General features: G+C 35.4%; 27 protein-coding genes and 1 tRNA gene. 23 read left to right on the top strand and 5 right to left on the bottom strand.

The window, feature by feature from the left end:
* Position 1: 1 nt before the first annotated feature.
* Entirely contained in the window at positions 2–367 is a 366-nt protein-coding gene (locus OPU68_RS13990; protein ID WP_498474598.1) for a DUF1304 domain-containing protein, read from the top strand.
* A gap of 182 nt (positions 368–549) precedes the next feature.
* On the opposite strand, the gene OPU68_RS13985 is transcribed toward OPU68_RS13990, so the two are convergent.
* Entirely contained in the window at positions 550–1,554 is a 1,005-nt protein-coding gene (locus OPU68_RS13985) for a DHH family phosphoesterase (protein WP_498474597.1), read from the bottom strand.
* Positions 1,555–1,647: 93 nt separating this feature from the next.
* Entirely contained in the window at positions 1,648–2,328 is a 681-nt protein-coding gene (locus OPU68_RS13980; protein WP_498474596.1) for a T9SS type A sorting domain-containing protein, read from the bottom strand.
* Between the two features lie 175 nt (positions 2,329–2,503).
* On the opposite strand from OPU68_RS13980, the gene era reads away from it, so the two are divergent.
* Together era and OPU68_RS13970 are read left to right on the top strand one after the other, a co-directional pair.
* Positions 2,504–3,379: a GTPase Era gene (gene era / locus OPU68_RS13975; RefSeq protein ID WP_498474595.1), complete on the top strand. Its 876-nt coding sequence runs from the start codon at positions 2,504–2,506 to the stop codon at positions 3,377–3,379.
* 72 nt (positions 3,380–3,451) lie between these two features.
* Positions 3,452–3,877 carry a DoxX family protein gene (locus tag OPU68_RS13970; RefSeq protein ID WP_498474594.1) on the top strand — a complete coding sequence of 142 codons (426 nt, stop codon included), beginning with the start codon at positions 3,452–3,454 and terminating at the stop codon, positions 3,875–3,877.
* On the opposite strand, the gene OPU68_RS13965 is transcribed toward OPU68_RS13970, so the two are convergent.
* The gene (locus tag OPU68_RS13965) at positions 3,874–4,071 is read right to left on the bottom strand and encodes a hypothetical protein (protein ID WP_498474593.1); all 198 of its coding nucleotides are present in this window, start codon (positions 4,069–4,071) and stop codon (positions 3,874–3,876) included. The genes OPU68_RS13970 and OPU68_RS13965 overlap by 4 nt on opposite strands.
* A 180-nt stretch (positions 4,072–4,251) precedes the next feature.
* On the opposite strand from OPU68_RS13965, the gene amaB reads away from it, so the two are divergent.
* From amaB to OPU68_RS13920, 9 genes are all read left to right on the top strand, one after another.
* Positions 4,252–5,790, top strand: a complete 1,539-nt coding sequence (gene amaB, locus OPU68_RS13960) for an L-piperidine-6-carboxylate dehydrogenase (RefSeq protein ID WP_498474592.1) — start codon at positions 4,252–4,254, stop codon at positions 5,788–5,790.
* A 13-nt stretch (positions 5,791–5,803) separates the two neighbouring features.
* Positions 5,804–6,265 (top strand): hypothetical protein, encoded by a 462-nt coding sequence (locus tag OPU68_RS13955; RefSeq protein WP_498474591.1) that lies wholly within the window; start codon positions 5,804–5,806, stop codon positions 6,263–6,265.
* A 12-nt stretch (positions 6,266–6,277) separates the two neighbouring features.
* Entirely contained in the window at positions 6,278–7,597 is a 1,320-nt protein-coding gene (gene lat, locus OPU68_RS13950; RefSeq protein WP_498474590.1) for an L-lysine 6-transaminase, read from the top strand.
* A 65-nt stretch (positions 7,598–7,662) separates the two neighbouring features.
* Complete coding sequence (locus OPU68_RS13945; protein WP_034975323.1) at positions 7,663–7,890, top strand: putative signal transducing protein; 228 nt, start codon at positions 7,663–7,665, stop codon at positions 7,888–7,890.
* A gap of 128 nt (positions 7,891–8,018) precedes the next feature.
* Positions 8,019–8,092 (top strand) — tRNA-Ala (locus tag OPU68_RS13940).
* Positions 8,093–8,190: 98 nt separating this feature from the next.
* On the top strand, positions 8,191–8,868 hold the full coding sequence (locus tag OPU68_RS13935) for a response regulator transcription factor (RefSeq protein ID WP_498474589.1): 678 nt from the start codon (positions 8,191–8,193) through the stop codon (positions 8,866–8,868).
* A gap of 10 nt (positions 8,869–8,878) precedes the next feature.
* A complete protein-coding gene (locus OPU68_RS13930; protein ID WP_498474588.1) occupies positions 8,879–10,165 on the top strand; it encodes a sensor histidine kinase in 1,287 nt (428 codons plus the stop codon).
* 56 nt (positions 10,166–10,221) lie between these two features.
* A complete protein-coding gene (locus tag OPU68_RS13925; RefSeq protein WP_498474587.1) occupies positions 10,222–12,222 on the top strand; it encodes an LTA synthase family protein in 2,001 nt (666 codons plus the stop codon).
* A gap of 50 nt (positions 12,223–12,272) precedes the next feature.
* Positions 12,273–13,055, top strand: a complete 783-nt coding sequence (locus tag OPU68_RS13920) for a phosphatase PAP2 family protein (protein ID WP_498474586.1) — start codon at positions 12,273–12,275, stop codon at positions 13,053–13,055.
* Between the two features lie 122 nt (positions 13,056–13,177).
* On the opposite strand, the gene OPU68_RS13915 is transcribed toward OPU68_RS13920, so the two are convergent.
* Positions 13,178–14,935, bottom strand: coding sequence for a T9SS type A sorting domain-containing protein (locus tag OPU68_RS13915; RefSeq protein ID WP_498474585.1), 1,758 nt, complete (start codon positions 14,933–14,935; stop codon positions 13,178–13,180).
* 209 nt (positions 14,936–15,144) lie between these two features.
* Between OPU68_RS13915 and OPU68_RS13910 the strand changes: the two genes are divergently transcribed.
* From OPU68_RS13910 to OPU68_RS13885, 6 genes are all read left to right on the top strand, one after another.
* Positions 15,145–15,681, top strand: a complete 537-nt coding sequence (locus OPU68_RS13910) for a C40 family peptidase (protein ID WP_498474584.1) — start codon at positions 15,145–15,147, stop codon at positions 15,679–15,681.
* An 80-nt stretch (positions 15,682–15,761) separates the two neighbouring features.
* Positions 15,762–16,574, top strand: a complete 813-nt coding sequence (locus OPU68_RS13905) for a 2,3,4,5-tetrahydropyridine-2,6-dicarboxylate N-succinyltransferase (RefSeq protein ID WP_498474583.1) — start codon at positions 15,762–15,764, stop codon at positions 16,572–16,574.
* Positions 16,575–16,669: 95 nt separating this feature from the next.
* Complete coding sequence (locus OPU68_RS13900; RefSeq protein WP_498474582.1) at positions 16,670–17,839, top strand: glycosyltransferase family 87 protein; 1,170 nt, start codon at positions 16,670–16,672, stop codon at positions 17,837–17,839.
* 12 nt (positions 17,840–17,851) lie between these two features.
* The gene (locus tag OPU68_RS13895; RefSeq protein WP_498474581.1) at positions 17,852–18,784 is read left to right on the top strand and encodes a glycosyltransferase family 2 protein; all 933 of its coding nucleotides are present in this window, start codon (positions 17,852–17,854) and stop codon (positions 18,782–18,784) included.
* Complete coding sequence (locus tag OPU68_RS13890) at positions 18,784–19,569, top strand: polysaccharide deacetylase family protein (RefSeq protein WP_498474580.1); 786 nt, start codon at positions 18,784–18,786, stop codon at positions 19,567–19,569. Before OPU68_RS13895 ends, OPU68_RS13890 begins: the two co-directional genes overlap by 1 nt.
* The gene (locus tag OPU68_RS13885; protein WP_498474579.1) at positions 19,569–20,663 is read left to right on the top strand and encodes a glycosyltransferase family 4 protein; all 1,095 of its coding nucleotides are present in this window, start codon (positions 19,569–19,571) and stop codon (positions 20,661–20,663) included. The genes OPU68_RS13890 and OPU68_RS13885 overlap by 1 nt, the downstream gene beginning before the upstream one ends.
* Positions 20,664–20,729: 66 nt before the next feature.
* Here the strand turns inward: OPU68_RS13885 and OPU68_RS13880 are convergent, their stop codons facing one another.
* A complete protein-coding gene (locus OPU68_RS13880; protein WP_498474578.1) occupies positions 20,730–21,383 on the bottom strand; it encodes a YggS family pyridoxal phosphate-dependent enzyme in 654 nt (217 codons plus the stop codon).
* Between the two features lie 126 nt (positions 21,384–21,509).
* Here OPU68_RS13880 and lpdA point away from each other — a divergent pair, with 126 nt between their 5' ends.
* The 5 genes from lpdA to OPU68_RS13855 all read left to right on the top strand — a co-directional run bounded on the left by lpdA (position 21,510) and on the right by OPU68_RS13855 (position 26,723).
* Positions 21,510–22,913: a dihydrolipoyl dehydrogenase gene (gene lpdA / locus OPU68_RS13875; RefSeq protein ID WP_232705354.1), complete on the top strand. Its 1,404-nt coding sequence runs from the start codon at positions 21,510–21,512 to the stop codon at positions 22,911–22,913.
* A 186-nt stretch (positions 22,914–23,099) separates the two neighbouring features.
* A complete protein-coding gene (locus tag OPU68_RS13870) occupies positions 23,100–24,050 on the top strand; it encodes a proline and serine-rich protein 1 family protein (RefSeq protein WP_498474577.1) in 951 nt (316 codons plus the stop codon).
* A 106-nt stretch (positions 24,051–24,156) separates the two neighbouring features.
* Positions 24,157–25,206, top strand: coding sequence for a 3-dehydroquinate synthase (gene aroB / locus OPU68_RS13865; protein ID WP_498474576.1), 1,050 nt, complete (start codon positions 24,157–24,159; stop codon positions 25,204–25,206).
* A 142-nt stretch (positions 25,207–25,348) separates the two neighbouring features.
* Positions 25,349–26,035 carry an outer membrane beta-barrel protein gene (locus tag OPU68_RS13860; RefSeq protein ID WP_498474575.1) on the top strand — a complete coding sequence of 229 codons (687 nt, stop codon included), beginning with the start codon at positions 25,349–25,351 and terminating at the stop codon, positions 26,033–26,035.
* Positions 26,036–26,126: 91 nt separating this feature from the next.
* Positions 26,127–26,723 (top strand): porin family protein, encoded by a 597-nt coding sequence (locus OPU68_RS13855; RefSeq protein WP_498474574.1) that lies wholly within the window; start codon positions 26,127–26,129, stop codon positions 26,721–26,723.
* The last annotated feature ends 40 nt before the right edge of the window (positions 26,724–26,763 follow it).

Here is a 26,763-nt window from a genome sequence, read left to right as displayed (position 1 = left end):
AATGGAAATTCTATCAAAAATCCTCATCGCAATCGTAGCTCTAGAGCATCTTTACATCTTGTATATGGAAATGTTTGCGTGGGAAACTTTGGGTAAGAAAACGTTTAAAGGTTCACTTCCAGACGAGCTTTTCAAACCCACGAAAGGACTCGCAGGCAACCAAGGTCTGTACAACGGATTTCTATCCGCCGGACTCATTTGGAGCTTATTCATTTGCGATACGGTTTGGTCAAAAAATGTAGCGACATTCTTCCTTGGATGTGTGATCGTTGCCGGGATTTATGGTGCGCTTTCTGCGTCGAAGAAGATCTTTTTCGTTCAGGCTTTGCCGGCAATTATCGTTTTGGTTTTCGTCTTGTTGAGATAAATTTTTAGGAGTTGTTTCCCGCTGGTAATTTATACTGAGCTTGTCGAAGTGCTATATCTTTTTTGTCTTAGACCTTTTGTCATCAAAAAGAAAGTTTCCAGAAAAGACAAAAAAGGATGCCGTTCCCATCAGGGTTAGGGATTTTTTCTGTCAATCATAATTTGTCAGAATTTAAGCAAATATTAAAACTCTTCCGCCTCAATCTTCTCTTTGAAATCCTCAATCGTTTCCTCCATAGATTTGAAATATTTCCCACCGGAAGCATTGATGTGTCCGCCACCATTGAAGTGCTTTCTCGCAAACTGATTGGTGTCCACAGAATCTTTGGAACGGAAAGAGATCTTGATAAAATCCTCATAAAGATCTTCCATAAAGAAAACCGCCATTTTGGTTCCAAGAACACTTAATCCGTAGTTGACAAAACCTTCCGTATCACCTTTATCAAAGCCATATTCTTTCAGTTCAGCACGTTTCAGCCAGAGGATTGCTACTTTTCCTTCTTTTGTCAATTCGATTCTACTCAGGACGAGGGAAAGCAGATGCAATCTTGAAATCGTATTCGTGTCCCAAGTGTTGGAAGTGATGATGGCTGGATCTGCTCCTTTTTCAATTAAGTCAGCCACAATTCTGTGCGTACTTGCACTCGTAGATCGAAACCGGAAACCGCCAGTGTCGGTCATTATTCCGGTGTAAAGACATTGTGCAACATCCAGATTTACAGATTTTTCATCATTGTTGGCCTGTATAAAATGATAAATCATCTGGCAAGTCGCAGGAATCGTAGTATCAGAATATACAAAATCGAATTTCTCAGGCATCTGATGATGATCGATCAGGATTTTCTTTGCTTTGGCTTTCGTCACCCAATCGCCAAGAAGTCCGATTCTTGTCGGCGAATTAAAATCCAGACAGAAAATAACATCCGCATTATAAATGGCTTCGCCGGCGACTTTTCTTTTGTATTCTCCAATCACGATTTTCTTCGCTTCCGGCATCCATTTCAGAAACTTTGGAAAATCATTGGGAACGATTACAGTGGCTTCGATTCCTTTTGTTTTGAGGTAATGTTTCAGACCAAGAGAAGAGCCGATTGCGTCGCCGTCTGGGTTGTGGTGTGTTACAATGACGATATTTTTTTCGGGAACGAGAAGTGAATTAATCTCTGAAATTTCTTTGGCTGTAAACATAAATGATGATTGAAAAAGTGAAGTTCCAAAGGTAAAACTTTAAATAAAAAAATCGGCTCAAATTTGAACCGATTTTGTTTTAATTTACAATAATTATTCTTTAATAACTTTATAATTTTCCTCACCGTTTAGCTGGATAATGTACGTTCCTGTTTTAAAGGTGTGCATATCAATACTTAATGTTTTCGACTTTTCATCATGTTTGTCATAAACTAATTTCCCCGAAGAATCAAATATTTTTACTGAGGTTATATTAGCAGGATTATTGATGTTTAAAATGTTTTTTACTGGATTTGGACCGAGAACAACTTTGGATGATTGAATGTCTTTTGTCCCTAGATTTCCAGATTTAAAATGAATTTCCTGGAATATCGCATTGCCAATTGTTAAAGTTTTTTCAGTGCCATTATTTTCAATAAAGTAATAATAGTTTGTGTCTTTTATAAAGAAATTACACAATAACCCAAAAAAATGGTTGACCTGTCCATTATCGCCACCATAGTCTGCCAAGGTACAAGCTTTACTGTTTACTGTAAAAACATTCTGCCCAGTATAAGTTATATCCGCTGAGACATTGTTGAAAAACGTTAAACTGAGTTTTGATGGATTACTACTAAAATCAGTAACCTGTTGGTAAGGCATTGACGGAGGAAGTTGATCCGTAGGAAACATTTCGCCAACAAATTTGGTCACTTGCCAGTTTGTATTTATTAATTCTGAGTTTTGTGCGAAAAATACATTGGTCACAAAAAGAAAGAGGAAAGTTTTTTTCATAGGTCATAATTTTATTTAGCCTTAAAGTTAAAAAATATTTTAAATATAATGTAACTTACTGATAATTTTAATGTTAGGATTATAGAAGTCTTACTCCAAAAATTCCGTAACTTTGCCGAAATTTCAATCAAAGACTTTGTTCTAATTGCTTAAGTCTAAAATCTAATTTCTACCAATGCACAAAGCAGGATTCGTAAACATCGTTGGGAAACCAAACGCCGGAAAATCAACACTTCTCAATCAATTGATGGGAGAGAAGCTGGCAATTGTAACCCAAAAAGCACAAACCACCCGACACAGGATTTTCGGGATTTATAATGAAGAGGATCTTCAAATCGTTTTTTCTGACACGCCGGGCGTTCTGGATCCAAAATACGGTTTGCAGGAAAAAATGATGGACGTTGTGAAAGATTCTTTGCAGGATGCAGACGTTTTCCTGTTCATTGTAGATGTGACGGACAAGGCAGAACAATCAGAATTTTTGATTGATAAATTGAATAAGATTCCTGTTCCGGTTTTATTATTATTAAATAAAATTGATCAAACCAATCAGGAAGCGCTTGAGAAAATAGCTACAGACTGGCACGAGAAAATCCCGAAAGCTGAGATTCTTCCTATTTCTGCTCTTAATTCTTTCAACACGCACGTCATCCTTCCGAAACTGAAAGAGATGTTGCCAGAAAATCCACCGTATTACGACAAGGAGATGTACACGGACAGACCGGAACGTTTTTTCGTGAATGAGGCAATCCGTGAAAAAATCCTTTTGAATTACGATAAAGAAATACCTTATGCCGTAGAAGTTGTTACCGAACAGTTTAAAGAAAAAGAAGGTGCTATCGTTATCGATTCTATAATCTACGTAGAACGTGATACGCAGAAAGGTATCATCATTGGTCACAAAGGCGAAATGATCAAAAAAGTAGGTACAGAAGCGCGTATCGATCTGGAAAAATTCTTCAGCAAAAAAATACATCTCAGCCTTTTCGTAAAAGTCAAAAAAGACTGGCGGAAAAATGACAGAGATCTTAAAAATTTCGGTTACAGATAATATCTATACAAATCCTTTTCTATAAAGGATTTTTTTGTAGATTTGAATTAGGATATTTTTTAAGACACAAAGATGAAAAATATAAATTCAACAAAACCAAATCCTAATGTTGTAGAGGTCGGAATATTGCTTGTCCGCATTTTTGTAGGTTTGTCTATGCTTACGCACGGCATACCCAAACTCCAGACGTTGGTAGAGAATGATCATATTAAATTCATGCATTTTCTTGGAATGGGATCTATTTTTACGATGGTTTTGGTCGTTTTTGCAGAATTTTTGTGTTCAATTTTTATAATTGTTGGGCTTTTTACAAGAATTGCATGTATTCCGCTAATCATCACTATGCTGGTCGCATGTTTCGTTGTTCACGGTTCAGATCCTTACGAGGCTAAAGAATTGAGTGTTTTGTATTTTTTCTTTTATTTTATAATTCTTATTATGGGTTCCGGAAAGTTCTCCATAGATCATTTAATGACGAAAAAAGAGGAGAATTACTAATTAAACCAGTTTGCAAAATAATCCCGGATAATGATCCAGAAATTCTTACCTAAAAAATAAATCAGCGTAGAGGTAATGATTCCTTTTACAGTGAAAAAAATAATACCTCCAATTCCAAATTTCTTCAGCAAGATCTTCCATTTCGGTACTTTTTTTTCTTCTAGGTTTTCCTCAATCTTTTCCTGCTTCTCCATTTTTTATTTTTGTCAAAAATAAGAAAAATTCTGCAGTTTAGATTGATTCAAAATAGTTTAAAAGTATAAAATTACCCAAATCTTTCTACTATTAAACTCATTTACTAACGATTGTTAGTTTTAAATTTTGTCGCTCAAAATATATTTTTATCTTTAGAGACTTCAAAATTAAAAAACTTTATGTCCTCAATTTCAATATCAGAAAGTCTAAAAAGATTAGGTATTTCAACAGAAAACAACGGAACTTCAACAGGATTAGAATTTTTCTCCTCTGGTCAAAGTATAGAAAGCTTTTCTCCGGTTGACGGAAATCAAATCGCTTCAATCAAAACTTCAGACGCCAATGACTACGAAAAAGTGTTGTCAAAAGCTCAGGAAGCTTTTAAAGAATTCAGACAAATTCCTTCTCCGAAACGTGGTGATTTGGTTCGCCAGTTTGGAAATAAACTGAGAGAATACAAAGATGATCTTGGAAAACTTGTTTCTTACGAAATGGGAAAATCTCTTCAGGAAGGTCTTGGCGAAGTTCAGGAGATGATAGATATCTGCGATTTTGCAGTAGGATTGTCCCGTCAGCTTCACGGTTACACGATGCATTCCGAAAGACCTGGTCACAGGATGTATGAGCAGTATCATCCACTGGGAATTGTAGGCGTAATATCTGCATTCAATTTTCCGGTTGCCGTTTGGGCGTGGAATGCTTCTTTAGCTTGGATTTGCGGAAATGTTGTCGTCTGGAAACCATCAGAAAAAACACCGCTTTGTGCGATTGCCTGTCAAAATATTTTTCTTGAAGTTGCAAAAGAAAACGGACTTCCGGAAGGTATTTCAAGTTTGGTGATTGCAGACCACGAGATTGGTGATAAATTGGTGAATGATAAAAGAATTTCTCTCGTTTCCTTCACAGGTTCTACCAGAGTTGGAAGAATCGTAGGACAAAATGTGGCAAAACGTTTCGGAAAATCGATTCTTGAATTAGGTGGAAATAATGCGATCATTATTACGGAAAATGCTGACATCAATATGAGTATCATTGGTGCAGTTTTCGGTGCAGTAGGAACTGCCGGTCAAAGATGTACTTCTACAAGACGTTTAATCATCCACGAATCTGTTTACGACGAAGTGAGAGACCGTTTGGTAAAAGCTTACGGACAATTGAAAATCGGAAATCCATTGGACGAATCTAATCACGTTGGTCCATTGATCGACAAATCGGCAGTAGAACAATATCAGAATTCCATCGAAAAATGTAAAGCTGAAGGCGGAAAATTCGTAGTTGAAGGTGGTGTTTTGGAAGTCGAAAATTACACTTCCGGATGTTATGTAAAACCTTGTATCGCTGAGGTTGAAAACAGTTACGAAATCGTTCAGCACGAGACTTTTGCACCAATTCTTTATTTGATTAAATATAAAACTCTGGACGAAGCAATCGCTTTACAGAATGATGTTCCGCAAGGATTAAGTTCCGCAATAATGACTCAAAATCTGAGAGAAGCAGAATTGTTCCTTTCAAACGGCGGTTCCGATTGTGGAATTGCCAACGTGAATATCGGAACTTCCGGTGCAGAAATCGGTGGTGCTTTTGGTGGAGAAAAAGAAACCGGCGGCGGAAGAGAATCCGGTTCCGATGTCTGGAAATATTATATGAGAAGACAAACCAATACAATCAATTATACAACCAGTTTGCCTTTGGCTCAGGGAATTAAATTCGATTTGTAAAATTTAATTGTTGATGAAAATTGTTGAGCATTTTGAAATTGAAACAACAAAAAAATTAGCAGAAAGTTTGGCTGAGCTGAAAAAAATAACAAATAAAAATTATTTTTCCTTTTTTGGCTTTAATAAGAAAACAATGTTTCGAGGAATAATTTCCAATAAGACATTTAAAGTCACAAAAATTGCCAATGCCAGAGGAGTTTTAGAAGCTGTTTCTACAGGAAATATTTCTGAAAAAGATGGAAAATTCATTGTCAAAGTATCGATTAGACCAGCGATATTTAGTGTTGTTTTTTCTTTAGTAATGGTAGTGTTTGTAATATTTTTAGTCATATTTTTAAATGTGATAGGATTATTAAATGTAACAATGAACATGGTGTTTTTCTTCTTTGTCCTAGCATTTACGATGATTCCAGTTTTCTCGTACGATGAAGAAAAAGAGAAATCTAAAAAAAAACTTATAGAAATTTTTAAATAATAAAATTCATAAATGATAACAACTACAGAAAATAAAGTAAAAGAAACACTCGGTAAACACATCCTAGCAGACGGTTTCGATTTTGTAATGGATTTTGAAAAGTCCCACGGATCTTATATTGTTGACCGTTTGACTGGCAAAGAATATCTTGATATGTTCTCGATGTTTGCCTCGGCAGCCGTTGGTTACAATCATCCTTATATTTTGGAAAAAGCCAACTGGCTTGGAAAAATGGCAATTTACAAACCAACTTTAAGCGATGTTTATCTTCAGGAATATGCAGATTTTATGGACGTTTTCTCCAGAGTGGCAATCCCGAAAGAATTGCCTTACTGCTTTTTCGTAGAAGGTGGTGCATTAGCTGTAGAAAACGCTTTGAAGACAGCTTTCGACTGGAAAACCAGAAAAAACTGGCAGAAAAACATCGATAAAGAAGCTAATTTAGTCATTCATTTCAAGCAATCTTTCCACGGAAGAAGCGGTTATACATTATCATTAACGAACACTTCTGATCCAAGAAAACACCAATATTTCCCAAAATTCGAGTGGCCAAGAATTACCAATCCAAAACTGAATTTCCCAATCACGGAAGAAAATCTTGAAGAAACTATCAAGCACGAACAAATGGCTTTGCTTCATATTCAGGAAGCAATTTTGGCTAATCCGGATCAGGTTGCCTGTATCATCATCGAACCAATCCAGGCTGAAGGTGGAGATAACCATTTCCGAAATGAATTCTTTGCTGAATTGAGAAGAATCTGCGACGAAAATGAGATCCTTTTAATTCTTGATGAAGTGCAGACCGGAATCGGAATGACGGGAAAAATGTGGGCTTATGAACATTTGGGAATTATTCCGGATGTGATTTCTTTTGGTAAAAAAACACAGGTTTGCGGGATTTTGGCGAACAAAGAAAAACTGGACGAAGTGGAACATCACGTTTTCGTGGAAAGTTCCAGGATCAATTCTACTTTCGGTGGGAATTTTATTGACATGCTTCGTTTTCAATTGGTTTTAGAAATTATTGAAAATGAAAATCTGGTTGAAAATTCTAAAGTTGTGGGAGAATTTCTTTTAGATGGACTCAAAAAATTAGAACAAAAATATCCGGAGCAAATCTTTGCGGCCAGAGGAAAAGGCTTGATGTGTGCATTCGACTTAAAAGATCACGACACAAGAAACTGGTTGTACAAAAGGCTTTATGAAGAAGGTGTGCTTGGATTAACGTGTGGTGATAAATCCATCAGATTCCGTCCGCATCTTAATATAACGAAAGAAGAAATCCAGATTGTTTTAGATAAAATAAATTCAATATTTGAGAATTTAATATAAAGAATTTCGGATTTTGATATTTTTTTTATAAATTGCTTATCCTTAATAAAATCAAAATCTGAATTATGGATGCAACAACCAGAGTTTCTGTTTACGAAAGCAGCAGCCCCCAGGAGATCCAGCTGATGAAGTCTAAGCTGGAAGATGCAGGAATAAAATGTGATGTTGAAAACTCTTATCTTAGTTTTCTTTCGACTCCCACTGCAACCAACACTTTTATTAAAGTTGATCTTAAAGACGAAAAAAAGGCGTTCGAGATCATCGATGAGTATTTAAAATCAAATCAAAATTGATTTCATATTTTTAAATTTTACGTTTTACAGAAATCGGGTTCAAATTTATTTGAGCCCGATTTTTTTATGATTAATTTGAATTTAATTTTGCTGGTAATCTGCAAAATCATTATCATTGCATTACAAAAGGGGAATTAGCTCATCTGGCTAGAGCGTTAGACTGGCAGTCTAAAGGTGACGGGTTCGATCCCCGTATTCTCCACTTTATCCTTACAATTATTTTGTAAGGATTTTTTATTTTATCTTCATTCAAAATTTCTTCTAAATTCAAACTGTAAATTGGCTGAATAATTTATACTGATGAAAATTCTAATCATTGAGGACGAAACAGAACTGGCGAAAAGCATTGCGGAATATCTTTCGGAAGAAAACTACTTGTGCGAATTTGCTTCAACTTTTGACGAAGCCATTCATAAGATCGAAATGTTCCAATATGACTGTATTCTACTTGATATTATGCTTCCGGACGGTAACGGACTCAAAATATTAGAGGAACTGAAATCTCAAAATAAACAAGACGGCGTTATCATAATCTCTGCGAAAAATGCGCTGGATGATAAGATAAAAGGTTTACAGTTGGGTGCGGATGATTATCTCACAAAGCCATTTCATTTGTCTGAATTGATGGCTAGAATCTACTCAATTATCCGGCGAAAGCAGTTCAATAACTCGAATGTTGTAAAGCAGAATGAATTGCAGATTGATCTTCTTGCGAAATCTGTTTCTATAAATGATGAGATTATTTCTCTGACAAAAAAGGAATTTGATCTTCTGATTTATTTTATCGGAAACAAAAACAAAGTGATTTCCAAAAGTACTTTGGCAGAGCATCTTTCCGGAGATTTTGCAGATATGCTGGATAATCACGACTTTGTCTATGCCCACGTCAAAAATTTGAAAAAGAAACTTTACGACGCAGGTTGTGAGCATTATTTAAAAACCGTTTACGGAACTGGATACAAGTGGGAAATTTCATAAATTTACTCCGTTGAAACCATTACTAAGCAAAACTACCAAACCATTTATCATCTATGTCCTTATTATTCTGGTCATTAGTATTCCCATTTATTATTTTGTGGTAGATGCGATTTGGAAACACGAGCTGGACGAGCATAACGAGATTGTAGCGAGAAAAACTTCTTTCCAACTCAATAGTTTGAATTTGACAGACCAAAAACTTCTGAAAACGATACAGTTTTGGAATGAGATTCAACCAAGTACGAATATTCAAAGTTTGAAAGAAAATGACAATCTCAGGGACAGTATTTTCATCTTGGAAAAGCCACACGATTTTTTAAATTTCGAAGATATAGACAGGTACAGAGGACTTTCCAAGATTATTTATCTTAATAAAAAGCCGTTTCGCTTTCGTGTAGAAACAAACATTGAAGAATCTCAGGAAACCATATTTTTCATCTCTGCAACCACCGTTTTTCTTTTCATTTTAATTGTCGGAGGATTGTTACTTTTGAACAGAAGATTGTCTAAATCTGTTTGGAAACCTTTCCGAAAGACATTGGATCAGCTCAAAACTTTCAATCTGAATCAGCAGACTAAAATTGAATTTGGAGAAACCGATATTAAAGAATTTAATGAACTCAATCAATCTTTAACCAAATTAATAGATCAGAATATTTCCGTTTACAAAACGCAGAAAGAATTCACGGAAAATGCTTCACACGAGCTGCAAACGCCATTGGCTATTCTGAAAAATAAATTAGATATTCTATTACAGAACCAAGATCTGACGGAAAAACAATATCAGATTGCCGAAGAAATGAACAAGGCTTTGACAAGAAGTTCCAGAATCAACAGGAATCTTTTGCTTTTGGCGAAGATTGATAACAGCCAGTTTGATAATTCTGAATTGATCCGGTTTGATGAATTATTGAATCAAAGTGTTGAGATTTTAGAGGAACATTTTGAACAGAAAAATATTACTGTGAAGTCAGAAATTTCATTCAATGTTGAAGTGAAAGGAAACAGCAGTCTGCTGGAAGTTCTCATTAATAATCTGATTCTAAACGCTATTCGTCACACATCTTCCAATGGTTTGATTAATATCAGACTGACCAATTCAGTATTTGAAGTTTCCAATTCCGGAACAGAAAAACTGAATGAAGATCTGCTTTTCAAAAGATTTTCCAAACTGTCAACAGACAATCGCGGAAGCGGATTGGGATTAGCGATTATCAAACAAATTTGCATACTTCAAAATTGGAATATCAATTACCGGTTTGAAAATAATCTTCACCTATTTTCCATAGATTTTTAAATTCAAAATTTCTTCTAAATTGGGTTTTTACTTTGCACGTTCAACAACGTGTCATTATGAATCCAAAAGCATTCTTTGCAAAATTATTCAGAAGTAGATTTTCTGTATTAATATCAATTTTAAGTCTTTATATTATTCTTTCATTTGTTGTAAGGATTGTATTTTTGCTTTGGTCGTCGAAGGATTTAGATCTTAATTTTCTACATATTTCGAAGGCATTTTTCACAGGATTCTTTTTTGATTTGGCAGTTGGATCTCTATTTCTTCTGTTATATACTGTTTATTTATTGATATTTCCGAAAAAATGGATCGGTTCCAAGTTCGATAAAGTCTTCACTTATTTTTATCTGGTTTTAATTTTAATTATCATCTATTTCAGTCTGTTGGCGGAGATTCCCTTTTGGGATGAGTTTGGAGTGAGGTTCAATTTTATTGCCGTTGATTATTTGATTTATACTTATGAAGTTGTCGAAAATATCAACCAGTCTTATCCGCTTCCTTTGATTTTTGGAGTTTTGGTTGCATTAGTTGGATTTACACTTTTTTCATTAAAAAAAACCGGTGCTTTCCGAAATACATTTTCAGATAAAAGATCAATTTCTATTCGTTCAGGATTTGCATTTCCGCTTATCATTATTGCAGTTGGTTTGGGATTATTAATGAAAAATAAACAGGCAGAATCTACAGATAATCTGGTTGTGAATGAATTAGGGAAAAATGGCGTGTTTTCGTTTTTTACGGCTTTCAAAGCTAATGAGTTGGATTATGCAACGTTCTATCCAAAAATCTCTGATAAAGAAGCTTACAAAGTTTTGAAGAACGATCTTTTGCAGGAAAATCAAACTTATGATTCCAATATTACAGATGATATTTCCCGAACAACAAAGGGAAATGCGGAACAAAAACCAAATATTATTTTGATAACCATAGAAAGTTTCAGCGGAGAATTCATAAAAGCATTCGGTAATAAAGACAACATCACACCAAATTACGACAAGCTTGCTGATGAAAGTATTTTCTTTACAAACCTTTATGCAACCGGAACCAGAACCGTTCGCGGAATGGAAGCTTTGACATTGTCTGTTCCGCCAACGCCAGGAAATAGTATTGTAAGAAGACCGAACAATCAGAATCTGTTTTCAATTTCGACCATTTTGAAACAGAAAAATTATCAGCCTTATTTTATTTATGGTGGCGACGGCTATTTTGATAATATGAACAATTTTTTTGGTGGACAAGGTTTTGATATTGTGGATAGAAACAGGGGAAATGCATTATCGGATGATATTAAGACAAAACGTTTCCAGATCGCAGATAATGAAGTTAGTTTCGAAAATGCGTGGGGAATTTGTGACGAAGATCTTTACAGACAATCGATAAAATATGCTGATAAAGACGCAAAAGCAAACAAACCTTTTTTCCAGTTTGTAATGACGACTTCCAACCACAAACCTTATACTTTTCCAAATGGAAAGATTGATCTTCCGCAAGGCAACAGAAATGCGGCTGTAAAATATACAGATTATGCTTTGGGGAAATTTCTTGCCGAAGCCAAAACGAAACCCTGGTTCAAAAATACAGTATTTCTAATCGTTGCAGATCATTGTGCAAACAGCGCCGGGAAATGGGAAATCAATATTAAGAATCATCATATTCCTGCCATTATTTATAATCTGCCTCACAAAGCAGAAAAGATTGATCGTCTGACTTCTCAGATTGATCTGATGCCAATATTGTTCGGATATCTCGGATGGAATTATGACACAAATTTGTATGGAAAAGATATTAATCAAACAAAACCTGGAGACGAGAGAGCTTTCTTAGGAAACTATAGAACTCTGGGAATGCTGAAAGGAAATATCTTTACTCAGATTGATGACAGAAAAAGAGTAAAACAATTCGGTGTTTCCGGAAATGATCAGGCTTTATCCGAAATGAAAACTAAAAATAACGAACTCGTTTCTCAAACCATTTCTTATTACCAAACCGCCAGTGAAAGATTCAAAAACGGAAAGATGAAAATGACAAAAAATGAAACGTTATTGACTAAGAAATAATTCAAAATTTCTTCTAAATCGGGTTGCATTTTTAACTTTTAAATCTCATTATGAAAAGTCTGATATCAAGTCTGGTTTTAATTTTATTAAATTTTCAAGCATTCAAAGCACAAGATAGTTTGGATACTAATGAAATAAAAGATACAATAATTACATCATCGAACTCTTATGACAAAACACATCAATTCAGTGACAAAAAACTTATTATTCCTGCCGCATTTATTGCTTACGGTGCTGCAACTTTGAAAATAGACGGTTTGAAAAAACTGAACTTCTCAACCCGAACCGAGATCAATGAACATAAGCCGGATCACATCAGATTGGATAATTATACGCAGTTTGCACCAGGTGTTTTAGTATATGGATTAAATGCTTTTGGGGTTGAAGGAAAACATAATTTCAAAGATCGAAGCATTATTTATGGAACATCTTTGTTGATCACTTCCGCAATTACACTTCCATTGAAGCATATTACGAAAGAGGAAAGACCAGATGGTTCTAACAATCTTTCATTTCCGTCCGGGCATACAGCTTTTGCTTTTGCATCGGCTCAGTTTATGTACAGAGAATATAAAGATTCCAATTTTCTGTTAGGAATTTCGGGTTATTCATTTGCTGTTTTTACAGGTGTTTACAGAATGCTGAATGACAAGCATTGGTTCAGCGATGTTGTTGCAGGAGCGGGTTTTGGAATTTTGTCAACCGAAGTATCTTATTGGCTTTATCCAAAAATTAATCAGCTTTTAAGTGGGAAAAACGGACATTCTCAAACCATGATAATGCCTTTTTATCAGAATAAAAGCTTTGGAATTGGTTTGGTAAAGAATTTCTGATGTTTAATTTACTACTAAGTTTTATTTCAAACCCTTTTTAATTTGATTATTAAAGTTGCTTTTAATAGTAGTTTTACTAATGTTTATAAAATGCTTGAAAAATTTATGACGAAATAGTATTGTTAGTATTTTATAAACTTCAAATTTTTACTTTTACCTGATTTTGTGATTAATTGTAGTATATATTCATTTTGCTGAAGTTTTGATATATCGATTTGTACTAAATTGGAACCTTTTAAACCTAACATTTTTTTACCACTTAAGTCATAAATTTCGTAACCGATAATTTCTGTCCCGCTACTGATTTTCAATAAATCTGTAGTAGGATTAGGATAGATATTAACATTAATGTAATCAATTTCGGAAGTGCTAATGTTAGCTCCCGTCTGACTTTCATAAGCTCCCATATCAATGATTCCGCCGATTGCATAATTATATACTCTCGGATTACCGGCAAGGTCCTTATCAAGACTTATATCACCCCCATTTGCAGTATAAAGATAATTACTGCCTTTATCTTTTGCGGGACTGGAGTTTGATAGCGTATAATCGCCCGAAGATAGATTTGTGAAAAGATTAGGGTAGGCTAGTGTGCCGTCTATATTACCGTTAGTCGTCTTATTCTCATTCTGTACTATGCTGTATTGAATGTCCTTTATAATATTGTTGCCTGCCATTCCCAGACTTATACCATTATTTGTATTGTTATAAATGATAGTATTATATGCTTTGAAAAGGTTATTAGTTTCTTGGGGAAAACTAACATATTCACTGCCTTTAAGGTTAGCAACGGTACTACTTTGAAAATTTACTGTACAATTGGGAGCAGACAAAGAAATTCCGCCAATAGTACCAGTAGTCCAAGTAGGACCTGTCAGATGAGTCCCAATAATGCTGCTTCCCGTTACATTCACAATTGCTGTATTTTTGGATCCTGTACCAATCATGTATGCAGCTTGGTTTAGACCACTTAATTTTCTGTTATTGCTAATAGTACTATTTATTATATTAATTGTAGAAACAGAGTTTTGTACTGATGAGGAAATACCCGAAGGCCCCGTACTCTTACCTGCTGATGTTGTATTGTCGTTGATATTACTATTTATAATATCAATAGTAGAATTTGAAACAGCAGTGCTTGAAATACCACCTGTGTCGGTAGAGTAGCCACCAACAGAATTTGAACAGATATTACTGTTAATTATTTTTATATTATTTGAAGCTTTAGATATGCAAAAAATTCCTCCACCGCTACTTCCTGCAGAATTATTATTAACGCTGCAATTTGTTAGTTTTATAGATGAACTGGCCGAAGACGAGGCCATTATCCCTCCTCCTGTAACATAATAGACGAGAACACCATTTACAAGAAGGCTTCCACTATAAGAAGGGGATAAATTAAGATCTGCAGAATATGCGCCAGTGATTACAAAACCATCCAGATCGATACTTACGTCATTTACATCTGCACCTAAAACCACATGATGGACATTGTTGGTACCTTGTAAAATTGTACCACCAGTTATAGCTCCAGCTTTTGATGGTGTTATACGTGTATCTGCAAGATCATCTATCCCATTGGCTGGATCAAAACCACCATAAAGTTTTACACCGTTTTTAATTAAAAATGTATTACTTCTATTGCCAGGGCTGAATGTGCTGGTATCTGCTGTACGACTAGGATTATAGGTTCCAACAGCTACAAAAATCTGATCACCGGAGACAGATGCATTGATCATTAATTGTATATCATTGGAAGCATTTGTCCAACTGCTGCCATTTTTGTTTCCTGTGCCATTTTTTGTAACATAACGTGTATTCTGAGCAGAAAATTTAAGACCAACGAAAATTAGGATAAAAAAAAATAATGATTTTTTCATAGTTTTTGTTTTTATGGTTCAGTTTTATTAACTATGTCAAAGGTAACTAATTTTACTTGATATTTGTATTAAATATTGGTACAGTATCTATTGCAACAACATAATATAAATTACGTCAAACTCTTGTTTAATTTGGATAAGTGTCCTATTTTTGTGAGACCATCAAAATTAATCTATCGAAAAAAAAATTACTGTTTAAAATCTACTCAATGAAAAGATCCTTACTGGTAATTTTATTTTCAATAATTCTGGTGTCTTGTGGTGCTTCAAAATCCATAAAAAAATATTCTTACAAAAAACCTGCTACCACAAAATCTGCCAATCTAAAAAAACTGAGCTCCACCTATTCAGGAAATGTCTCCGGGACAAGAGCCTCTATTCTGGACAATGCAGAAAATTACCTTGGAACGCCGTACAAATACGCCGGGAATACAAAAGCCGGCTTCGACTGTTCAGGATTGGTTTGCAAAGTTTTTGACGAAAACAAAATCCAAATGCCAAGACGCTCATCCGATCAGGCCAAACAGGGTAGATCCATCAATGTTTCTGAAGCAAAACCAGGTGATCTTCTATTCTTTGCAACAGCTGGCGGATCATCGGTAACACACGTTGGGATCGTTCACGATATTATGAACAGCGGAGAAATCACGTTCATTCATTCTTCTACTTCAAAAGGTGTGATCATCTCATCACTCAACGAAGCTTACTGGAACAAAGCTTTCCTTTTTGCACGAAGTGTGCTTTAGTTTTATTATTTTTGCTACAGACTATTTTCAGTCCAAATAATATCAATTATCATTAATCAATTATCATTTATATAAAAAATATGTCTTTACAGGAAAAAATCGAAAAAGCTTGGGATAACCGCGAACTTTTGAAAGAAGAAGAATATCAGAATGCTGTAAGAGAAGTAGTTGCAAAACTGGACGCGGGCGAATTGCGTACAGCTGAGCCTACAGAAAACGGCTGGCAGATCAATGAATGGGTGAAAAAAGGAGTGGTGATGTATTTCCCAATCCAGACTATGGAGACCATAGAAGTTGGCCCTTTTGAGTTTCATGACAAAATTCCTTTGAAGAAAAATTATGCGGAAAAAGGCGTTAGAGTAGTGCCTCACGCTATCGCAAGACACGGAAGTTTCGTGGCAAGCGGCGTGATTTTGATGCCATCTTACGTTAACATCGGTGCTTATGTAGATTCCGGAACTATGGTAGATACCTGGGCTACGGTTGGTAGTTGTGCTCAGATCGGGAAGAATGTACATTTGAGTGGTGGCGTTGGAATTGGTGGTGTTTTGGAACCGTTGCAGGCTGCTCCTGTTATTATTGAGGATGATGCCTTTATTGGTTCTCGTTGTATTGTTGTAGAAGGCGTTCGCGTAGGTAAAGAAGCTGTTTTGGGCGCTAATGTTTGTCTGACGATGTCTACCAAAATTATTGATGTTACAGGTCCAGAACCAATAGAAACGAAAGGTTATGTTCCGGAGCGCTCCGTAGTAATTCCCGGAAGTTACACGAAGAAGTTTCCGGCAGGAGAATATCAGGTTCCTTGTGCATTAATCATCGGAAAAAGAAAAGAATCTACAGATAAGAAGACCTCTCTAAATGATGCTTTGAGAGAAAATAATGTCGCGGTTTAAGAGATATTGATTTTAAACTTATATTTGTCATTCTAATGAGAATCTAACTTCTCTTTAGAATGACAATTTTTTTAAACCAAAACTAAGAAAGCATTGTGAAACAGAAGTTCCTGAAACTGATCTCGGATTATCGGATCATCTTTGTAATTTACATCATTGTTGCAGCGGTCACGGCTTACAGTAAGTATAAAAGGGGAACAGGCGGTTATAATAATTATCTGATTTTCAAAGGTGTGTTTTATAATACATTACAAGAGAAGAATATTTTCTTGCAATATCCAGATTTGTTTTTTGACAGCAATCATTATGGTGTGTTTTTCAGCCTGCTGATTGCACCTTTTGCAATGATGCCGGATGGTTTTGGTGCTGTATTCTGGAATGTTGCCATTACTTTGGTTTTCCTCTATGCGATCTATAAACTTCCTTTTTCCAATGCGAAGAAGTCTTTTTTTGCTTGGCTTTGTCTTCAGGAATTCATCACAGCAGCCACTTATTTTCAGTTTAACATTATTCTCACAGGATTATTGATTCTTTCCGCCGTTTACATTTATGAAAGGAAGGAAGCGCAATCCGCATTTGCAATTCTCATAGGAACATTTGTGAAGATTTATGGAATAGTCGGTTTTTCCGCTTTCTTTTTCATTAAAAACAAAACGAAGTTCATTATTTCATTTGCTGTCATAGCAATTTTATTTTTTCTTTTACCAATGCTGATTTCAAGTCCGCATTTTGGGGTTCAGTCGTACCAGGATTGGTACCAGTCATTGTCTGAGAAAAATTTGTCCAATCAGGTTTTGGGAACTCGTCAGGACTATTCTTTGATGGGCGTTGTGAGGCGGATTTTAGGAAATGCAGATATTTCTAATTTAATATTCCTGATTCCTGGATTTGCCTTGTTTATGTTGCCATATTTAAGAACAAAACAATTCAAATTTTTACCTTTCCAAATGATGATTTTGTCTTCAACTTTATTATTTGTGGTCTTGTTCAGTTCAGGTTCAGAAAGTCCGACTTACATTATTGCAGTTTCAGGCGTTATGATTTGGTTTTTGATGCAGAGAAAACTCTCAAAATTGGATATTGGTTTATTAGTTTTCGTAATGATTTTCACTTGTTTTGCATTTTCGGATCTTTTCCCAAAATCTATCAAGGAAGAAGTTTTTATTAAATATTCTACCAAAGCAATTCCTTGTATTGTGATTTGGTTCCGTGTGATGTACGAATTGCTTACAAAGGATTTCGATAAGGACTATAAATTAGATTAACGGAATTTACAGATGAAAAAAATATCCATCGTCATACCCGCTCACAACGAAGAAGGCAATATTTCCCTGATTTATCAAAGAATACAAACTGTTTTTTCTAAACTGGAGAATTACAGTTTTGAAATTGTTTTCGTGAATGATGGAAGCCGGGATAATACCCAAAATATTTTAGAAGAATTTAGCCGGAATAACGAAGATGTAAAGTTTATCGAGTTTTCCCGCAACTTCGGTCATCAGCCGGCCGTAAAAGCCGGAATGGATTTTGCCGACGGACACGCTGTGATCTCTATGGACGCAGATTTGCAGCATCCGCCGGAACTGATTCCGGAACTGATTAAAAAATGGGAAGAAGGTTTCGACGTAGTTTTGACAAACAGAAAATATCCCAAAGAAATCTCCTATTTCAAAAGGAAAACATCGGAAGTTTTTTACAAATTTCTTTCACAGATTTCTGATGTGGATCTAAAAGCAGGAGGTGGTTCAGATTTTCGTTTGTTAGATGCTAGAGTTGTAGAGGAATTCAGAAATTTCACAGAAGACGATCTTTTTTTGCGAGGTCTTACGAGTTGGATGGGATTTCGGCAGACATCAGTCAATTTCCTGGCAGGCTCGAGAAATGCAGGTGAAAGCAGCTATAATATTAAGAAGATGATGAAATTTGCCTTCACAGGGATTACCGCATTTAGTGTGAAACCATTGTACCTCGCAGCATATCTTGGCTTTATTTTCTCAGCTTTTTCAGTCGTTGGATATGGGATTTACGTTATTTATTCGTTTCTTGCCGGGACAGAAATCTCAGGTTGGGCATCGCTCATTATGACAATTGTTTTCTTCGGAGGATTACAGTTGATTATTCTTGGGATTTTCGGAATTTATCTCGGTAAAATTTTTAAACAAGTCAAGGAACGTCCGAACTATATCATCCGTTCAAAAAATATCAATTAATGATTTTACTAAGTTTCGACATCGAAGAATTTGATATGCCTTTGGAGTACCAGGGTGAAATTCCTTTCGAGGAACAGATTTCTGTGTCCCGCAATGGTCTTCAGAACATCCTCCGGCTTCTCAAAAAATATGATATTAAGGCAACATTCTTTTCTACAGTAGTTTTTGCTCAAGAAAATACAGATCTCATCACTCAGTTATTAGCGGATGGCCACGAATTGGCTTCCCACACTTGGTTTCATTCAGATTTTAAAGAAGAGCATTTGGCAGAATCAAAACAAAAATTAGAAGAACTTTTTAATACGGAAGTGACTGGCTTGAGAATGCCAAGAATGAGTCCGGTTTCAGAAAAAGCAGTGGCAGATGCAGGCTATTTTTACAATTCTTCCATCAATCCAACTTATCTTCCAGGCAGATACAATAATTTCAAAGTCAGCAGAAAACCTTTTTGGCAAGGTAAAGTAATTCAGTTTCCGGCTTCTGTTTCTACGATTTTCAGAGTCCCTTTGTTTTGGTTAAGTTTTCATAACTTTCCGCTTTGGTTTTATAAAGTGTTATCCAGATTATCATTGGGTGCGACAGGATTTTTGAACATTTACTTTCATCCGTGGGAATTTTCAGATATTTCTGCCCCGAAATATAAATTGCCAAATTACACTTTTAAGAATACAGGAAAACAGATGGAAACCCGATTTGAAAACTTCATAGTTTGGGCGAAGAAAAACAAGTATGAGTTTGATACAATTAGGAATTATTTAACTAGTCAAAACGTAAAAAAAAGCTAATGAAGATTGCTTACGACGCCAAACGTGCTTTTTCCAGCGTATCCGGATTAGGAAACTATTCCCGCGATCTGGTGCGGATTCTTTCTCAGATTTTCCCGAAGAATCAGTATATTTTGATCAGCAAAAAAACGTCTGAAAAAGGAAAAAATATTCTGGAACTTCCAAATGTTTCCCACGTCAAAACTTCGAAAGGAACGTTATCCAGACAATTCAAAATGGGAATAGATGCACAGAATCTGGGTGCAGATATTTTCCACGGTTTGTCCGGCGAATTACCTTTGAAATGGAATAAAAAACCAATCAAAAAAGTTGTGACCATCCACGATTTGATCTTTGAAAGATTCCCGCAATATTACACCTGGATCGACCGTAAAATTCATTTCTGGAAATTTAAAAAAGCAGCTGTTTCGGCGGATAAAATTATAGCTATTTCTGAGCAAACGAAAAATGATATTATTCATTATTTAAAAGTTCCGGAAAGCAAGATTGAAGTGGTTTACCAAGGTTGTCACGCCAGTTTCAAGGAAAAGCAGTCGCAGGAATTCATGAACCTGGTCAAAGAAAAATTCCAGCTTCCGGAAAAATTTATCCTGAATGTAGGAACTATTGAGCCTAGGAAAAACCTTTTGAACATCGTCAAAGCTTTGAAAGATAGTAAAATTCCGTTGATGGTCGTTGGAACTAAGAAACCAAAATATTTCAAATTAATAAAAAAGGAAATCACGAAAGGTAAAATCGAAGCCCAGTTTTTGCAAGGTGTTTCAATGGACGAACTTGCTGCGATCTATAAACTTGCTGACATCTTCATCTATCCAAGTTTTTTTGAAGGTTTCGGGATTCCGGTGATCGAAGCTTTATATTCTGAAACGGTAGTGATAACGAGCAATACAAGTTGCCTTCCGGAAGCTGGCGGGCCGGATTCTGTTTACATTGATCCAAAAAATATAGCTGACATCAAATCAAAAATTAATTTTCTTTGGCAAAACGAACCAGAAAGAAAACGCCGTGCGGAGAAAGGTTTGCAGTTTGTCCAGAAATTCAATGATGACGTAATTGCGAAAGATGTGATGAAGGTTTACGAGAGTTTGTTTTGAAGGAACTTTAATTTAAAGAGTCTTCTAGAACTCAGCCTGACAAAACTGTCAACTATAAACCAGCTACTAATAAACTCTCTCTCCGAAAATCGCCGATCCAACTCTCACAGAATTGGAACCACATTCGATTGCTAAAGGAAAATCCCCACTCATCCCCATTGACAAAGTTTCCAAAGGTTTTATGCTTGAAAGTTCATCAAAAAGTTTTTTCAAGATTCCAAATTCCTCACGGATTTGAGATTCATCTTCTACGAAACTAGCCATTCCCATCAAACCTTTGATCTCGATATTTGAATAATTTCCATCAAGATAATTGTTGAAAATCTCTTTCGCTTCGTCAACAGTCAATCCGAATTTTGTCTCTTCTTTTGCGATTTTTACCTGAAGCAAAATATTAATTTTTCTATTGTTTTTCAAAGCTTCTTTATCAATTTCTTTCAATAGTTTTTCGCTGTCCACGCTTTCTATCACTGATATAAAACCTGCTACGAATTTTACCTTGTTGGTCTGAAGATGACCTATCAGATGCCACTCAATATCATTCGGAAGAACAACTTGCTTTTCCAGCAATTCCTGAACTTTGTTTTCTCCGAAAGCTCTTTGCCCAAGATCATAAACTTCTTTGATTTTGTCAGCAGGATTGGTTTTGGAAACAGTTACCAGTTTTACATTTTCGGGAAGTTGAGAAAGAATCTTTTGATAATTGTTTTTGATTGACATTTGAATATGATTTTTTAAATCTGATACAAAAATAAGGATTAATTTTCTTAACGAAAATCAGTTCTGAAATTCGTCTAAAATTCGTAAATTTGATGAAATTTTTATTCGAATAATAATCAAAATATTATGAGTCAATTTGATGTAACCGTTATCGGTTCTGGTCCTGGTGGATATGTTGCGGCAATCCGTGCTGCCCAATTGGGTTTCAAAACAGCAATTATTGAGAAATACTCAACCTTAGGCGGAACTTGTCTTAATGTTGGATGTATTCCTTCAAAAGCTTTGCTTGATAGTTCTGAACATTTCGAAAAAGCAAAACACGATTTTGCAAATCACGGTATCATCATCAATGAGCCGACTGCTGACATCGCAAGAATGATTGCCCGTAAAAACGAAGTGGTGGATCAAACCACAAAGGGAATCAACTTTTTGATGGATAAAAATAAGATCACTGTTTTTGAAGGCCTTGGAAGTTTCGAATCTGCAACTCAGATCAAAGTTTCCAAAAACGACGGTTCTTCTGAAGTGATCGAATCCAAATATACAATCATCGCAACTGGTTCCAAACCATCCAGTTTACCTTTCATCAATCTTGATAAAGAAAGAATAATCACTTCTACGGAAGCTCTTAATCTTAAAGAAATTCCTAAACATTTAGTTGTCATTGGTGGCGGTGTAATTGGTCTTGAGCTTGGTTCTGTTTATTTGAGATTAGGTTCTCAGGTGACTGTTGTTGAGTTTATGGATAAAATCATTCCTGGAATGGACGGTAGTTTGTCTAAAGAATTACAAAAAGTTCTTAGAAAACAAGGAATGAAATTCGAACTTTCTACGGCTGTTTCTGCAGTTGAAAGAAACGGAGATTCTGTAAAAGTTACCGCTAAAAATAAAAAAGGAGAAGAAGTCAGCTTCGAAGGTGATTATGTTTTGGTTTCTGTTGGAAGAAGACCTTACACAGACGGACTTGGACTGGAAAAAGCTGGAGTAGAATTGGACGAAAGAGGAAGAGTGAAAACTAATGATCATCTTCAGACAAATGTTTCTAACATTTATGCAATTGGTGACGTTATCAAAGGGGCGATGCTGGCTCATAAAGCGGAAGAAGAAGGAACTTTGGTTGCTGAGATTTTGGCTGGTCAGAAACCTCATATCAATTATAACTTGATTCCAGGCGTTGTTTACACTTGGCCGGAAGTTGCCGGAGTAGGTAAAACTGAAGAGCAATTGAAAGAAGAAGGTGTAGCTTACAAAGTGGGAAGTTTCCCAATGAGAGCGTTAGGAAGAAGCCGTGCAAGTGGCGACACAGACGGATTTGTAAAGATCATTGCTGATGAAAAAACCGACGAAGTTTTAGGTTTCCATATGATTGGTGCAAGAGCAGCGGATTTGGTTGCAGAAGGCGTTATCGCAATGGAGTTCCGTGCCAGTGCAGAAGATATCGCAAGAAGTTCTCACGCGCATCCGACTTATGCAGAAGCTGTGAAAGAAGCAGCTTTGGATGCAACCGGAAAGAGGTCGATCCATATGTAATCTTGGAATTTAAAAAGATTAAAATATAAAGAGGAGCAATTTGCTTCTCTTTTTTTATTTTGTAATTATAATATTATCAATTAGTTAATAAATAATGGATTTTGTTTTCAAAATATTTAAATAATAATAGAAAATTTGGCATATTTGTAGAATTGTATCAAAAACTATAAATTAAAACTATTAACTATGAAAAAAATATTTATTACTTGTATTTTTATATTGAGTATCAGCACTTTTGCACAGGAAGCCGGAAAAGCCGGAGAACTTCTGAAAAATGAAGCTTCAAAAAGTGAAATGCAAACCAAAAGAGCAGAAATGTCCGGGAAAAGAGGCAACACGCTTGATAATTCAAACTACAGAAATCAAAATCAGGGGCAAAGCAATAATAATTCAAACAATAATTCAGGCAACAGAAGCATTCCAAATTATGACTGGAATCAAAATTACGGTTTCGGTTATGCGGAAGTATTTTTGAGAATTCCGGAACGTGGATTTTATACGGTAGAAGTTGGCGATCAGATGTCTTCCAATTCTGCAGGAAAATACAGGTTTTTTGACTTGATTCCCGGATCTATTCCTATCTCGATTTATGGAAACGGTTATCTGATTTACAGAACAAGAATCAATGTCCGTAACAATTCCCGATTGGTTTTGGATTTCTTTAATAATCAGGGATTGTATCTTTTGGGAACTTATCCGCTTCAGAGCCAGGCTTACGGAAATTATGGCGATGTCTGGAATGATGTCTGGAATTCTCCTTACAATGGTAATTCGGGACAATGGAATCCAAATTACGGAACTAATAATCAAGGGGGCTACAATGGAAGTAATCAAGGAAATTCTTACGGAAATGTGATGAATAATGCCACTTTTAATTCTTTTTTACAGGTTGTAAAAAATACGAAATTTGGAGATGATAAGGTTTCTGTAATAAAACAACAACTTAGGAATTCTATGGTAACTTCTGAACAGGTAAAAGCACTTATCGAAGCTTTGCCTTACGATAAAGACAGGCTGGACGTTGCAAAATATGCTTATGTAAAATGTGTAGATCCCAATAATTACTTTGTGATTTATCCATCATTCCAGTTTCAGAATTCTGCGCAGGAATTACGGGATTATATTTCGAAATTGTAAAACTTGAGAGAAGCGGATTGCTTCTCTTTTTTTGTTTAATAAAATTAATATTCGAAATAATCAGATTGCTAATCAATTTGTTTTTATTTTTGTTAAAATATTAGTTATGATACAGGAACTAGACAAAGATTTCAGCAGTCTTAATGAATATATCGGTCAACTGGCGCCGAGCAAGATTTTTATTCTGGTAGATGAGAATACGCACGATCATTGTCTTCCAATCTTGCTTCCGAATTTAGAAACCGACGCACCTTTCGAGATCATCGAAATAGAAGCCGGCGAAGAAAATAAAAATATTGGAACAGCAACCCAGCTTTGGGAAATTTTCTCAGAGATGGAAGCAGACAGAAAATCCCTTCTGATAAATCTTGGCGGTGGCGTGGTAACGGATATGGGTGGTTTCGTGGCTTCAACTTATAAAAGAGGCTTTAAATTTATTAATATTCCCACGACTTTGCTGGCAATGTGCGACGCATCTATCGGTGGAAAAACAGGAATCGATCATCAATTTCTTAAAAATATTATCGGAACTTTTGCCTTGCCAGAAAGGATTTTTTTCTATCCCGGGTTTCTGAAAACTTTGGATTTTAAAGAGCTCAGAAGCGGTTTTGCCGAAATGCTGAAACACGGTTTAATCGCCGACGGACAACATTGGACAGAGCTAAGCTCTTTATTTAAGGTTACACCGGAAGATCTTGCGCCATTTATCAAACGAAGTATGGAAATCAAGAATGATGTGGTTACAAAAGATTTCAAGGAAGAAAATATCCGAAAAATTCTCAATTTTGGTCATACAATTGGTCACGCGGTCGAAAGTCTTTTTTTGAAGAAAGGAACTCTGATTCCTCACGGAGAAGCAGTTGCACTAGGAATGATTTGTGAAACGCATCTGGCTTTGCTTGCCGGGTTGATAGATGTTGAAGTTTCCTCCGTGATTATTACCAAAATTCAAAGATTCTTTCCATACATCGATATTTCAGAATTTAAGAATGGTGCTATTATGGATTTGATGTTCAATGACAAGAAAAATCAGGATGGAAATATCAATTTTTCTCTCATTAATGGCTTGGGAAGTTGTGTTTTTGACCAGAAATTACACGTGGATCAGATTAATCTGACACTGAGTTTTTACAAAAATATGAATCAAAAATCATAATATTATTCATTGAATATGATTTTTAATTCATTGATAACTAATTATTTGAAACTATAATCGAAAAAAATATCATTTATTTTTAATTTTTTGGCAAAGTATTTGGAAGTATGCTTCCCGTAAAACAAAATTAAAATTTGATATTATGAAAAAGTTATTTTTAGGATTAGGTTTGGTAGCAGGAACTTTTGCATTTGCTCAAACAAGTCCAACATTCGGTTTGAAAGCGGGTCTTAATGTATCTTCAATTTCTGATGATGGTTATGAAGATTCAAAATCAAAAGCTGGTTTCTATGGTGGTGTTTTTATGAATGCACCATTGTCAGAAATGTTCAGTATTCAGCCTGAGGTTTTATACAGTCAATATGGGGCAAAAGTTACTCAGAGTTATACTACTGAAGTTTTAGGTACCACTACAAATTACAAATCTTCTCAGAGTCGTAACTTAGATTACATTACTGTACCTGTAATGTTTCAGTTCCACGCAACTCCAGCTTTCTATTTAGAAGCAGGTCCGGAATTTGGATTCTTAGTTAGTGCAAAAGATAAAGGAGATTTAACTAGAGAAACAACTACTGGAGGCAGCACTTCAACAAGTACTACATCTGGTTCTACTGATATTAAAGATGGTATAAGTTCTTTTAATATGGGAGCAGGTCTTGGTTTAGGATTTAATTTTACACCAAACTTTGGTATCAATGCAAGATATGTTGCAGGATTTACAGATATCAACAAAAAGAATAATGATGAAAATGGTAATACATCATTAGAAAATAATGACAATAAGAACAGAAACAATACTTTCCAAGTCGGATTGTCTTACAAATTCTAATATTACAAAATCTTAAATATTATAAAAGACCGATTCAATCGGTCTTTTTTTGTTTCATATTCTTTACTTTTGTCTTAATAAAAAGATATTTATGAAGAGAATTTTTTGTTTTTTTGCAATTGCTACCTTGTCAATAGTTCAGGCGCAGTCTTTTGGTGTAAAAGGTGGTGCTAATATTTCAACCATTAGTAAAGAAAGAAGTTGGGACGATACAAATGCAAAACTTGGTTATTACGTGGGTATTTATATGCACGCACCGGTCAATAATGTGTTCAGTATTCAGCCGGAAGTGCTTTATAACAGTGTAGGTGTAAAGTATGAAAATAGCAAAACATCCCATACTCTTGGTTTGGATTATGTTTCAGCTCCTATTATGTTTCAGTTTGAGCCAATCCCTAAGTTTTATGTTGAAGCTGGTTCACAGTTTTCTTTTCTTGTAGGAAATAGTGATCGTAATAAAACAGATGATGTAGTGACCATCAAAAAGTACAGGAATAGTTCCAACTATAACAATTTTGACTTGAGTGGAGCTGTAGGCTTAGGTTTTAGAATTAATAATATTACCATTGGCGCAAGATATTTGATGGGGTTCACAGATATTAAAAAATCCGGTTCTACCACTTGGAGCAATGATGATAAGCAGCTCCGGAATAATGCATTGCAGATTGGATTGCAATACGGATTTTAATACTGAATAAAAACAAAAAAGACCAACAGAAATGTTGGTC

It is taken from the genome of Chryseobacterium sp. TB1-D10 (genome assembly GCF_059803555.1).
This window is presented reverse-complemented; position numbering and strand designations above follow the sequence as displayed.

What these genes read in the sequence shown, in the direction of transcription:
- OPU68_RS13955 (WP_498474591.1), top strand. Translation starts at nt 5,804, where the DNA reads ATGAAAATTGTTGAGCATTTTGAAATTGAAACAACAAAAAAATTAGCA.
- OPU68_RS13985 (WP_498474597.1), bottom strand. Translation starts at nt 1,554, where the DNA reads ATGTTTACAGCCAAAGAAATTTCAGAGATTAATTCACTTCTCGTTCCC.
- OPU68_RS13855 (WP_498474574.1), top strand. Translation starts at nt 26,127, where the DNA reads ATGAAGAGAATTTTTTGTTTTTTTGCAATTGCTACCTTGTCAATAGTT.
- OPU68_RS13980 (WP_498474596.1), bottom strand. Translation starts at nt 2,328, where the DNA reads ATGAAAAAAACTTTCCTCTTTCTTTTTGTGACCAATGTATTTTTCGCA.
- OPU68_RS13910 (WP_498474584.1), top strand. Translation starts at nt 15,145, where the DNA reads ATGAAAAGATCCTTACTGGTAATTTTATTTTCAATAATTCTGGTGTCT.
- OPU68_RS13885 (WP_498474579.1), top strand. Translation starts at nt 19,569, where the DNA reads ATGAAGATTGCTTACGACGCCAAACGTGCTTTTTCCAGCGTATCCGGA.
- OPU68_RS13945 (WP_034975323.1), top strand. Translation starts at nt 7,663, where the DNA reads ATGGATGCAACAACCAGAGTTTCTGTTTACGAAAGCAGCAGCCCCCAG.
- OPU68_RS13970 (WP_498474594.1), top strand. Translation starts at nt 3,452, where the DNA reads ATGAAAAATATAAATTCAACAAAACCAAATCCTAATGTTGTAGAGGTC.
- OPU68_RS13870 (WP_498474577.1), top strand. Translation starts at nt 23,100, where the DNA reads ATGAAAAAAATATTTATTACTTGTATTTTTATATTGAGTATCAGCACT.
- lpdA (WP_232705354.1), top strand. Translation starts at nt 21,510, where the DNA reads ATGAGTCAATTTGATGTAACCGTTATCGGTTCTGGTCCTGGTGGATAT.
- OPU68_RS13965 (WP_498474593.1), bottom strand. Translation starts at nt 4,071, where the DNA reads ATGGAGAAGCAGGAAAAGATTGAGGAAAACCTAGAAGAAAAAAAAGTA.
- lat (WP_498474590.1), top strand. Translation starts at nt 6,278, where the DNA reads ATGATAACAACTACAGAAAATAAAGTAAAAGAAACACTCGGTAAACAC.
- OPU68_RS13920 (WP_498474586.1), top strand. Translation starts at nt 12,273, where the DNA reads ATGAAAAGTCTGATATCAAGTCTGGTTTTAATTTTATTAAATTTTCAA.
- OPU68_RS13905 (WP_498474583.1), top strand. Translation starts at nt 15,762, where the DNA reads ATGTCTTTACAGGAAAAAATCGAAAAAGCTTGGGATAACCGCGAACTT.
- OPU68_RS13935 (WP_498474589.1), top strand. Translation starts at nt 8,191, where the DNA reads ATGAAAATTCTAATCATTGAGGACGAAACAGAACTGGCGAAAAGCATT.
- OPU68_RS13890 (WP_498474580.1), top strand. Translation starts at nt 18,784, where the DNA reads ATGATTTTACTAAGTTTCGACATCGAAGAATTTGATATGCCTTTGGAG.
- OPU68_RS13925 (WP_498474587.1), top strand. Translation starts at nt 10,222, where the DNA reads ATGAATCCAAAAGCATTCTTTGCAAAATTATTCAGAAGTAGATTTTCT.
- OPU68_RS13990 (WP_498474598.1), top strand. Translation starts at nt 2, where the DNA reads ATGGAAATTCTATCAAAAATCCTCATCGCAATCGTAGCTCTAGAGCAT.
- OPU68_RS13895 (WP_498474581.1), top strand. Translation starts at nt 17,852, where the DNA reads ATGAAAAAAATATCCATCGTCATACCCGCTCACAACGAAGAAGGCAAT.
- aroB (WP_498474576.1), top strand. Translation starts at nt 24,157, where the DNA reads ATGATACAGGAACTAGACAAAGATTTCAGCAGTCTTAATGAATATATC.
- era (WP_498474595.1), top strand. Translation starts at nt 2,504, where the DNA reads ATGCACAAAGCAGGATTCGTAAACATCGTTGGGAAACCAAACGCCGGA.
- amaB (WP_498474592.1), top strand. Translation starts at nt 4,252, where the DNA reads ATGTCCTCAATTTCAATATCAGAAAGTCTAAAAAGATTAGGTATTTCA.
- OPU68_RS13915 (WP_498474585.1), bottom strand. Translation starts at nt 14,935, where the DNA reads ATGAAAAAATCATTATTTTTTTTTATCCTAATTTTCGTTGGTCTTAAA.
- OPU68_RS13880 (WP_498474578.1), bottom strand. Translation starts at nt 21,383, where the DNA reads ATGTCAATCAAAAACAATTATCAAAAGATTCTTTCTCAACTTCCCGAA.
- OPU68_RS13860 (WP_498474575.1), top strand. Translation starts at nt 25,349, where the DNA reads ATGAAAAAGTTATTTTTAGGATTAGGTTTGGTAGCAGGAACTTTTGCA.